This window comes from Streptomyces sp. Root1310 (assembly GCF_001426425.1).
Lineage (GTDB): Bacteria > Actinomycetota > Actinomycetes > Streptomycetales > Streptomycetaceae > Streptomyces.
The window spans coordinates 254,594-264,302 of the sequence record NZ_LMEQ01000012.1 but is presented as its reverse complement, the minus strand read 5'-3'; the positions used below and the strand labels follow the sequence as shown (position 1 = coordinate 264,302).

15 protein-coding genes and 1 pseudogene are annotated in these 9,709 nt (G+C 66.2%); 1 reads left to right on the top strand and 15 read right to left on the bottom strand.

Annotation, left to right across the window (positions count from 1 at the left end; genetic code table 11):
• Position 1: 1 nt before the first annotated feature.
• From rplE to rpsJ, 14 genes are all read right to left on the bottom strand, one after another.
• Complete coding sequence (gene rplE / locus ASD48_RS19390) at positions 2-559, bottom strand: 50S ribosomal protein L5 (protein ID WP_030788262.1); 558 nt, start codon at positions 557-559, stop codon at positions 2-4.
• On the bottom strand, positions 559-882 hold the full coding sequence (gene rplX / locus ASD48_RS19385; protein WP_006376030.1) for a 50S ribosomal protein L24: 324 nt from the start codon (positions 880-882) through the stop codon (positions 559-561). The genes rplE and rplX overlap by 1 nt, the downstream gene beginning before the upstream one ends.
• A 2-nt stretch (positions 883-884) precedes the next feature.
• The gene (rplN, locus tag ASD48_RS19380) at positions 885-1,253 is read right to left on the bottom strand and encodes a 50S ribosomal protein L14 (protein ID WP_003992364.1); all 369 of its coding nucleotides are present in this window, start codon (positions 1,251-1,253) and stop codon (positions 885-887) included.
• Positions 1,254-1,382: 129 nt separating this feature from the next.
• The gene (rpsQ, locus tag ASD48_RS19375) at positions 1,383-1,670 is read right to left on the bottom strand and encodes a 30S ribosomal protein S17 (RefSeq protein ID WP_057602880.1); all 288 of its coding nucleotides are present in this window, start codon (positions 1,668-1,670) and stop codon (positions 1,383-1,385) included.
• Positions 1,670-1,894, bottom strand: coding sequence for a 50S ribosomal protein L29 (gene rpmC / locus ASD48_RS19370; RefSeq protein WP_005481220.1), 225 nt, complete (start codon positions 1,892-1,894; stop codon positions 1,670-1,672). The genes rpsQ and rpmC overlap by 1 nt, the downstream gene beginning before the upstream one ends.
• Positions 1,894-2,313 (bottom strand): 50S ribosomal protein L16, encoded by a 420-nt coding sequence (gene rplP / locus ASD48_RS19365; RefSeq protein WP_006140905.1) that lies wholly within the window; start codon positions 2,311-2,313, stop codon positions 1,894-1,896. Before rplP ends, rpmC begins: the two co-directional genes overlap by 1 nt.
• A 5-nt stretch (positions 2,314-2,318) precedes the next feature.
• Positions 2,319-3,146, bottom strand: a complete 828-nt coding sequence (gene rpsC, locus ASD48_RS19360) for a 30S ribosomal protein S3 (protein WP_020132630.1) — start codon at positions 3,144-3,146, stop codon at positions 2,319-2,321.
• Complete coding sequence (gene rplV, locus ASD48_RS19355) at positions 3,146-3,493, bottom strand: 50S ribosomal protein L22 (RefSeq protein WP_003974262.1); 348 nt, start codon at positions 3,491-3,493, stop codon at positions 3,146-3,148. Before rplV ends, rpsC begins: the two co-directional genes overlap by 1 nt.
• Positions 3,494-3,534: 41 nt before the next feature.
• Positions 3,535-3,816 (bottom strand): 30S ribosomal protein S19, encoded by a 282-nt coding sequence (rpsS, locus tag ASD48_RS19350; protein WP_020132632.1) that lies wholly within the window; start codon positions 3,814-3,816, stop codon positions 3,535-3,537.
• 12 nt (positions 3,817-3,828) lie between these two features.
• The gene (rplB, locus tag ASD48_RS19345; protein WP_020132633.1) at positions 3,829-4,665 is read right to left on the bottom strand and encodes a 50S ribosomal protein L2; all 837 of its coding nucleotides are present in this window, start codon (positions 4,663-4,665) and stop codon (positions 3,829-3,831) included.
• A gap of 40 nt (positions 4,666-4,705) precedes the next feature.
• Positions 4,706-5,125: a 50S ribosomal protein L23 gene (gene rplW, locus ASD48_RS19340; RefSeq protein WP_020132634.1), complete on the bottom strand. Its 420-nt coding sequence runs from the start codon at positions 5,123-5,125 to the stop codon at positions 4,706-4,708.
• Positions 5,125-5,781: a 50S ribosomal protein L4 gene (rplD, locus tag ASD48_RS19335; RefSeq protein WP_057602879.1), complete on the bottom strand. Its 657-nt coding sequence runs from the start codon at positions 5,779-5,781 to the stop codon at positions 5,125-5,127. Before rplD ends, rplW begins: the two co-directional genes overlap by 1 nt.
• A gap of 7 nt (positions 5,782-5,788) precedes the next feature.
• Positions 5,789-6,433: a 50S ribosomal protein L3 gene (rplC, locus tag ASD48_RS19330; protein ID WP_020132636.1), complete on the bottom strand. Its 645-nt coding sequence runs from the start codon at positions 6,431-6,433 to the stop codon at positions 5,789-5,791.
• Positions 6,434-6,450: 17 nt separating this feature from the next.
• Positions 6,451-6,759 carry a 30S ribosomal protein S10 gene (rpsJ, locus tag ASD48_RS19325; RefSeq protein ID WP_003948644.1) on the bottom strand — a complete coding sequence of 103 codons (309 nt, stop codon included), beginning with the start codon at positions 6,757-6,759 and terminating at the stop codon, positions 6,451-6,453.
• A 487-nt stretch (positions 6,760-7,246) separates the two neighbouring features.
• On the opposite strand from rpsJ, the pseudogene ASD48_RS19320 reads away from it, so the two are divergent.
• Positions 7,247-7,546: pseudogene (locus ASD48_RS19320) on the top strand (sigma factor); the annotation flags it as partial.
• Between the two features lie 826 nt (positions 7,547-8,372).
• Here ASD48_RS19320 and tuf read toward each other — a convergent pair.
• A complete protein-coding gene (gene tuf, locus ASD48_RS19315) occupies positions 8,373-9,566 on the bottom strand; it encodes an elongation factor Tu (protein ID WP_057602878.1) in 1,194 nt (397 codons plus the stop codon).
• Positions 9,567-9,709: the final 143 nt, after the last annotated feature.

Sequence of the window (9,709 nt, the reverse complement as noted above, 5' to 3'; positions counted from 1 at the left end):
CTCACGCCTCCTTGAAGGGGAAGCCGAGGTGACGAAGGAGCGCACGGCCCTCAGCGTCGTTGGTCGCCGTGGTGACCACGGTGATGTCCATACCCCGGACACGGTCGATCTTGTCCTGGTCGATCTCGTGGAACATGACCTGCTCCGTGAGACCGAAGGTGTAGTTGCCACGGCCGTCGAACTGCTTGGGGGACAGACCACGGAAGTCGCGGATGCGCGGAAGCGCGAGCGACAGGGTGCGGTCCAGGAACTCCCACATGCGGTCGCCACGAAGCGTGACGTGGGCACCGATCGGCTGACCCTCACGCAGCTTGAACTGCGCGATGGACTTGCGGGCCTTGGTGACGGCCGGCTTCTGACCGGTGATCGTGGTGAGGTCGCGGATGGCGCCCTCGATCAGCTTGGAGTCGCGGGCGGCGTCGCCCACACCCATGTTGACCACGATCTTGACGAGGCCGGGGATCTGCATGACGTTCTCGTAGGAGAACTCCTCACGCAGCTTGCCCGCGATCTCCTCGCGGTACTTCGTCTTGAGACGCGGAGTGGTGGTGGTAGCCATCAGATGTCCTCACCCGTCCGCTTGGCAACGCGGATCTTGTTGCCCTCGTCGTCGAAGCGGTAACCCACACGCGTGACGACCTTGTTGCCGTCCTTCTCAACGACCAGCTGGACGTTGGAGACGTGGACAGGCGCCTCGGTCGTGACGATGCCGCCGGCCTGCGAACCCTTTGCGGTCGGGCCGGCCTTGGTGTGCTTCTTGACCCGGTTGACACCCTCGACCAGGACGCGGTCCTCACGGGGGAAGGCCGCGATGACCTTGCCCTGCTTGCCCTTGTCCTTACCGGTGATGACCTGAACCAGGTCGCCCTTCTTGATCTTCATGCTTACAGCACCTCCGGAGCCAGCGAGATGATCTTCATGAACTTCTTCTCGCGCAGCTCCCGGCCGACCGGGCCGAAGATACGGGTGCCACGAGGGTCGCCGTCGTTCTTCAGAATGACAGCGGCGTTCTCGTCGAAGCGGATGTACGAGCCGTCGGGACGGCGACGCTCCTTGACGGTGCGAACGATGACCGCCTTGATGACGTCACCCTTCTTCACGTTGCCGCCGGGGATCGCGTCCTTGACGGTGGCGACGATGACGTCACCGATGCCCGCGTAGCGGCGACCGGAGCCACCGAGCACACGGATGCAAAGGATTTCCTTCGCACCAGTGTTGTCGGCGACGCGAAGTCGCGACTCCTGCTGGATCACGTCTATCTCCTGTGTGTCTGCCGGTTCCCCGCAGGGGCCTCGTGAGAGGACCCCTGCGGAGCCTGGCGGAACTGTCCTGCGAGGGATGCCCCGCAGGCCGACTTACTGGAATTCCCTTGCGGGAATTACCTACTTGGCCTTCTCGAGGATCTCGACGACGCGCCAGCGCTTCGTGGCGGACAGCGGCCGGGTCTCCGCGAGGAGGACACGGTCGCCGACGCCCGCGGCGTTCTGCTCGTCGTGAGCCTTGAGCTTGTTCGTACGGCGGATGACCTTGCCGTACAGCGCGTGCTTCACACGGTCCTCGACGGCGACGACGACGGTCTTGTCCATCTTGTCGCTGACGACGAGACCCTCACGGGTCTTGCGGAATCCGCGCGCCTCAGTGGTGTTCTCGGTCACGTTGCTCTCGCTCATCAGGCGCTCTCCACCGTCTCGATGCCCAGCTCGCGCTCACGCATCAGGGTGTAGATCCGCGCGATGTCCTTGCGGACGGCCTTCAGCCGACCGTGGTTCTCGAGCTGACCCGTCGCCGCCTGGAAGCGGAGGTTGAACAGCTCTTCCTTGGCTTCGCGGAGCTTGTTGAGAAGCTCCTCGTCACCCAGTTCGCGCAGCTCGGACGCCTTGGTACCGGCCGACATCACGCTTCACCTGCCTCGCGCTTGACGATCCGGCACTTCATCGGCAGCTTGTGGGCTGCGCGAGTGAGGGCCTCACGGGCGATCTTCTCGTTGGGGTAGGACAGCTCGAACATGACCCGACCCGGGTGCACGTTCGCGATCCACCACTCGGGAGAACCCTTACCGGAACCCATGCGGGTCTCGGCAGGCTTCTTCGTGAGCGGGCGGTCCGGGTAGATGTTGATCCAGACCTTGCCACCACGCTTGATGTGGCGGGTCATCGCGATACGGGCCGCCTCGATCTGGCGGTTGGTCACGTACGCCGGCGTGAGGGCCTGAATGCCGTACTCGCCGAACGAAACCGTCGTACCGCCCTTGGCCTGACCACGGCGCTTCGGGTGGTGCTGCTTGCGGTGCTTGACCCTACGGGGGATCAGCATGTCGGTCAGGCCTCCGTTCCGGTGCTCTCAGCCGGAGCGGCAGCCGGAGCGTCGGCCTTGGGGGCCTCGGCAGCGGGAGCCTGCTGCGGCTTGCGACCGCGACCGCCACGCTCGCCACCGCGGCCACCACGGGCCGGGCGGTCGGCGCCGCCACGGGCCGGGCGGTTGCCGGCGCGGGCAGCAGCGTTCTCGGCGCGGACCTCGGCGATGTTCTTGACATCGCCCTTGTAGATCCAGACCTTCACGCCGATGCGGCCGAAGGTCGTCTTGGCCTCGAAGAAGCCGTAGTCCACGTTCGCGCGGAGCGTGTGCAGGGGCACACGGCCCTCGCGGTAGAACTCCGAGCGGGACATCTCGGCGCCACCGAGGCGGCCACCGCACTGGATCTTGATGCCCTTGGCGCCGGCCTTCATCGCCGACTGCATGCTCTTACGCATGGCGCGACGGAAGGAGACGCGGGAGGAGAGCTGCTCGGCGACGGCCTGAGCCACCAGCTGAGCGTCGACCTCGGGGTTCTTGACCTCGAGGATGTTCAGCTGGACCTGCTTCTTGGTCAGCTTCTCCAGGTCGCCACGGATACGGTCGGCCTCGGCGCCGCGGCGGCCGATGACGATGCCCGGACGCGCGGTGTGGATGTCGACGCGGACCCGGTCACGGGTGCGCTCGATCTCCACCTTCGAGATACCGGCGCGCTCCATGCCGGACGTCATCATCCGACGGATGGCGACGTCCTCGCCGACGTACTCCTTGTAAGACTTGTCGGCGTACCAACGGGACTTGAAGTCCGTGGTGATGCCGAGCCGGAACCCATGCGGGTTAACCTTCTGGCCCATTACCGGGTTCCTTCCTTACTGCTGACGACCACGGTGATGTGGCTGGTCCGCTTGCGGATCCGGTAGGCACGGCCCTGGGCACGCGGACGGAACCGCTTCAGGGTCGGACCCTCGTCGACGTACGCCTCGGAAATGAAGAGGCTGTCGGCGTCAGTGTGGTCGTAGTTGTGCGCGGCGTTGGCAATGGCGCTGTCCAGCACCTTGCCGACCGGCACGCTCGCGGCCTGCGGGGCGAAACGCAGGACCGCCTGAGCCTCCGTGGCGTCCATGCCACGGATAAGGTCCACCACCCGGCGGGCCTTCATGGGCGTGACGCGGATGTACCGCGCCTGGGCCCTGGCTTCCATGGTTGTCCTTCCAGTGTCTGTCATGGTCATTCCACCCCGCGTTAGCGGCGCTTCGACTTCCGGTCGTCCTTGACGTGACCCCGGAAGGTGCGCGTCGGCGAGAACTCGCCGAGCTTGTGGCCGACCATCGACTCGGTGACAAACACCGGAATGTGGGTCTTGCCGTTGTGCACCGCGATCGTGTGACCCAGCATGGCCGGGATGATCATCGAGCGACGGGACCAGGTCTTGATGACGTTCTTGGAACCGGCTTCGTTCTGGGCGTCCACCTTCTTTACGAGGTGTCCGTCGACGAAGGGCCCCTTCTTGAGACTGCGCGGCATCTAAACCCGCTCCTAGCGCTTCTTGTTCGTCTTGCGGCGGCGGACGATGTACTTGTTCGAAGCCTTCTTCGGCGAACGAGTACGACCCTCCTTCTGACCCCAGGGGCTGACCGGGTGGCGACCACCGGAGGTCTTGCCCTCACCACCACCGTGGGGGTGGTCAACCGGGTTCATCGCCACACCGCGAACGGTCGGGCGGACGCCCAGCCAGCGCTTACGGCCGGCCTTGCCCCAGTTGATGTTGCTCTGCTCGGCGTTGCCCACCTCGCCGACCGTGGCGCGGCAGCGCTGGTCGACCAGACGGATCTCACCGGACGGCATACGAAGGTGGGCCATCGTGCCCTCCTTCGCGAGCAGCTGCACCGAGGCACCGGCGGAGCGGGCGAACTTGGCGCCGCCACCGGGACGGATCTCGATCGCGTGGATCGTGGTACCGACCGGGATGTTGCGGAGCGCCAGGTTGTTGCCCGGCTTGATGTCGGCCCCGGGACCGTTCTCGACGCGGTCGCCCTGCGACAGGTTGCGCGGCGCGAGGATGTAGCGCTTCTCGCCGTCGGCATAGTGCAGCAGCGCGATGCGCGCGGTGCGGTTGGGGTCGTACTCGATGTGCGCGACCTTCGCCGGCACGCCGTCCTTGTCGTGACGACGGAAGTCGATCACTCGGTAGGCGCGCTTGTGTCCGCCACCCTGGTGGCGAACGGTCACACGACCGGCGTTGTTACGGCCGCCCTTGCTGTGCAGCGGGCGGACCAGCGACTTCTCCGGCGTGGACCGCGTGACCTCGACGAAGTCGGCGACGCTGGAGCCACGACGGCCCGGCGTAGTCGGCTTGTACTTGCGGATTCCCATTATTCAGTCCTCGTCCGATATCGGACGATCCGGACCGCCCTCAGGCGGTCGGACCGCCGAAGATGTCGATACGGTCGCCCTCGGCAAGGGTCACGATCGCGCGCTTCGTGCCGGCACGCTGACCGAAACCGGTCTTCGTGCGCTTGCGCTTGCCGATGCGGTTGATCGTGTTGACCCCGGTGACCTTGACCGAGAAGACCGCCTGGACGGCCTGCTTGATCTGGGTCTTGTTGGCGTTCGGGGCGACGATGAACGTGTACTTGTTCTCGTCGAGGAGCGCGTAGCTCTTCTCCGACACGACCGGCTTCAGCAGAACGTCACGGAGGTCCGTGAACGCCTTGCTGGGCGCGGTGACGACGGTGTTCTTGCCTTCGGTGGCGTGGCGCTTCGCCTTGGCGACGCGCGCAGCCTTGGCGACCTTGGCCGCCTTGGAGGCGATGCTCGGGTGACGCGTAGCCATCAGGCGTCACTCCCTTCGGTGTCGTTGGCCTTCGGGCCGGCGACGAAGGACTCGAGAGCGGCCTGGGTGAAGACCACGTCGTCCGAGACGATCACGTCGTACGTGTTCAGCTGGCCCGGCTCCAGGATGTGCACCTGGGGCAGGTTGCGGGCGGACAGCCACGCGGCCTCGTCGGCGCGGTCGACGACCAGGAGCAGGTTCTTGCGCTCCGAGATCTTGCCGAACAGCGTGCGAGCGGCCTTCGTGGAGGGAGCCTCGCCCTCGATCACGCCGGTGACGACGTGAATGCGGTTGTGGCGGGCCCGGTCGGTGAGGGCGTGACGCAGAGCGGCAGCCTTCATCTTCTTCGGGGTCCGCTGCGAGTAGTCACGCGGCTGCGGGCCGTGGACGACGCCACCGCCGGCGAACTGCGGCGCGCGGGTCGAGCCCTGGCGCGCACGGCCGGTGCCCTTCTGACGGTAAGGCTTCTTACCGCCACCGCGAACCTCGCCGCGGGTCTTGGTCTTGTGCGTGCCCTGACGGGCAGCCGCGTTCTGCGCGACGACGACCTGGTGGATCAGCGGGATGCTGACCTTCTCCACGCCGAAGATCTCCGCGGGGAGCTCGACGCTTCCGGTCTTCTCGCCTGCAGGCGAAAGGATGTCAACAGTGCTCATCGGTACCTCAGGCCCCCTTGGCCGCAGTGCGGACCAGGACGAGGCCGCCGTTCGGACCGGGGACAGCGCCCTTGATGAGCAGCAGACCCTTCTCCGCGTCAACGGCGTGGACGGTCAGGTTCTGGGTGGTGACACGCTCGTTGCCCATGCGACCCGCCATGCGGAGGCCCTTGAACACGCGGCCCGGGGTGGCGCAGCCACCGATGGAACCGGGCGAGCGGTGCTTGCGCTGGGTGCCGTGTCCGGCGCCGAGGCCCTTGAAGTTGTGACGCTTCATGACACCGGCGAAGCCCTTGCCCTTGCTCTTGCCGGTCACGTCGACCTTCACGCCGGCCTCGAACACCTCAGCGGTGATCTCCTGGCCGAGCGTGTACTCGGAGGCGTCCGCGGTGCGGATCTCGACGAGGTGGCGACGGGGGGTGACGTCGGCCTTGGCGAAGTGACCCTTGAGGGGCTTGTTCACCTTGCGCGGGTCGATCTCGCCGAAGGCGATCTGGACGGACTCGTAGCCGTCGCTGTCGTTCGTACGGACCTGGGTCACGACGTTGGGGCTGGCCTTGACGACGGTGACCGGAACAACACGGTTGTTCTCGTCCCACACCTGCGTCATGCCGAGCTTCTCGCCCAGGATGCCCTTGATCTGCTTAGCCATCTTCAGATCACCGGCCCCTAAAGCTTGATCTCGATGTCGACACCGGCCGGGAGGTCGAGTCGCATCAGAGAGTCAACGGTCTTGGGAGTCGGGTCGAGAATGTCGATCAGGCGCTTGTGCGTGCGCATCTCGAAGTGCTCGCGCGAGTCCTTGTACTTGTGCGGCGACTTGATGACGCAGTACACGTTCTTCTCAGTGGGCAGCGGCACCGGGCCCGCGACCGACGCACCAGTGCGGGTCACCGTCTCGACGATCTTCTTCGCCGAGGAGTCGATGACCTCGTGGTCGTAGGCCTTGAGCCGGATGCGGATCTTCTGTCCCGCCATGGCTACTCAGTAGTCCTGTCTCTTCTAACGCTCTGGAACCAGATGGTCCGTTTACTTCGTTTCTCCGACCCACGCGGTCGGGTGTGTCGCGCTCTCGCCGACACAGATGCCCCTTGTTCGAACATCCCTGCTGGGAAAGCACGGCCCTTCCGGAACCGCAAGCCGGGGACGAAAGGTCCACCGGGTGCCTGGTCGGTGCCCTATTGACACTTCCCGAAAGATTCCCGTACGTCCGCCCCAGCGCTGCCGACTGGCAGTTAGGGCGACGAGTACTGTGGGACTCGCTTTCGGTCCTCCCGGCGGGAGGCGCGCAACATCAACACTCGACCGAGCAACTCCGACAGTCTGCCATATGGGGCACTCCCTCCGCCAATCGAGCCGGAGACAATACCCCGGACGTGACGTAGGTCAAACGCCGACCGGGCCGACCAGGGCCCTTTCCGCCCCGGTACGTGAGACCGGTCACCGTGAACCCGTTCGAGGGCTACGGGTAAAAACCGGTGCATCCGACGAGGACATCACCGCCGAGACCTTCCTGGCCGCCTTCCGCACGCGCGGGCGCTACGACGTATCCCGCGCCGGGGCGCGGCCCTGGCTGTACGGGATCGCCGCGAACCTGATCGGCAAGCAGCGCCGTACCGAGGTGCGGGCGCTCAGGGCCCTGGCCCGCACGGGCCGCGACCCCGTGGCCGACTCCTGGACCGACCGCAGCGACAGCCGGGTGACCGCCCAGGCCGCGCAGGGCCGCCTGGCGGGCGCCCTGGCCGGTCTCTCGCGCGGCGACCGGGACACATGGCAGTGCCGGACCGACCTGGGCCCGGAAGGCTACGGCGAAGTCGGCGCGTTCTCCATGGGTTCCGGACCGGATCCGTGCGCCAAGGAACCGACCAGGTCCACGGACGACGAGGTGTGGATCCGGTACGACGGCGGGAGGCAGGCCGTCGGGGACGCGAGTGGCGCAGACGCCCTTCACGAGTGGGGTGGCCCCAACGCGAACTACCTCTCGCCCCAAGCCACCGACGCGCTGGTGGCGGACCTCCCCGACGACCCTGACGCGGCGCTGCGGATGATCCTCGAGCGGTCCGTCCCCGACCGCGCCACCTACAAGGTCAGGCTCACCCAGGCCCAGCGCGACTTCGACGAGGTGGTCGAAGTCCTCTCCGGAGCCACGGCCGTCCCCTCCGACAAAGCCCGCACGATCCACCGCGTCATCACGGGCCTCGCCGAAGCCACGGAGGCCGTCGGCACCACCGACGGGACAGGACGGAAGGTCCTGGCGATCGGCATCGACGGCAACTTCCCCGACCACGCGTGGGAGCGCAACAGCATGCAGGTGCTCCTCGACCCGGAGACCTTCGCCTATCGCGGCGTCCGGTGGGTGGCCGGAATGGACTACTACGTGGGCGGCAAGGCCTCAGGAGGCCCGTTCGTCCCGAAGGGGACGGTTCTCGCCACGGCCACCCGTCTCGCCACCGTCGTCGTCGACGAGGCCGGCGACCGGAGCTGAGCCACCGAGGCGGCAGCGGCATGCGAAAGGGCCCGTACGACCGAAGTCGTACGGGCCCTCTCAGGTGCTCAGCTCAGGCTGGAGCTACCAGGTCGATCAGCAAGAACTACTTGGTGATCTTGGTGACCTGGCCGGCGCCCACCGTACGACCACCCTCACGGATGGCGAACTTCAGGCCCTCTTCCATGGCGATGGGCTGGATGAGCTCCACCTTCATCTCGGTGTTGTCACCCGGCATCACCATCTCGGTGCCCTCGGGGAGGGTCACCACGCCGGTCACGTCCGTCGTGCGGAAGTAGAACTGCGGACGGTAGTTGTTGAAGAACGGCGTGTGGCGGCCACCCTCGTCCTTGGACAGGATGTAGGCCTGGGCCTCGAAGTCGGTGTGCGGCGTGACCGAACCCGGCTTGATGATGACCTGGCCGCGCTCGACGTCCTCGCGCTTGATGCCACGAAGCAGCAGACCGACGTTCTCACCGGCCTGGCCCTCGTCGAGCAGCTTGCGGAACATCTCGATACCGGTGACCGTGGTGGTGGTCTTCTCGGTCTTGATGCCGATGATGTCGACGGTCTCGTTGACCTTGAGGATGCCACGCTCGATACGGCCGGTGACGACCGTACCGCGACCGGTGATCGTGAAGACGTCCTCGATCGGCATGAGGAACGGCTTGTCGACGTCGCGCTCCGGCTCCGGGATCGACTCGTCGACGGCCTGCATGAGGTCGAGAACCGACTGACCCCACTCGGCGTCGCCCTCGAGCGCCTTGAGCGCGGAGACCTTGACGACCGGCAGGTCGTCGCCCGGGAACTCGTACTCGGAGAGGAGCTCACGGACCTCGAGCTCGACGAGCTCCAGGATCTCCTCGTCGTCCACCATGTCGGCCTTGTTCAGGGCGACGACGATGTACGGCACGCCGACCTGGCGGGCCAGGAGCACGTGCTCCTTGGTCTGCGGCATCGGGCCGTCGGTGGCGGCGACCACGAGGATCGCGCCGTCCATCTGCGCGGCACCGGTGATCATGTTCTTGATGTAGTCCGCGTGACCCGGGCAGTCGACGTGCGCGTAGTGACGCGTCTCCGTCTGGTACTCGACGTGCGCGATGGAGATGGTGATACCGCGCTGACGCTCCTCAGGAGCCTTGTCGATCTGGTCGAAGGCCGAGGCCTCGTTCAGGTCCGGGTACTTGTCGTGCAGCACCTTGGTAATGGCGGCCGTGAGGGTCGTCTTACCGTGGTCGATGTGACCGATGGTGCCGATGTTGACGTGCGGCTTAGTCCGCTCGAACTTCGCCTTCGCCACGGGGGTCCTCCTGGGAGTGGTTCTGGAACGCCTTGCTTCATCGGCGCCAGGTGATCTTTGCTGGAAAGCCCGGGTCCAGGGGGCAAACATCCGGGGATGCGGTTGTTTGCCCCTTGAGGCTCCGGAGTCAAGCCTACGGCGTG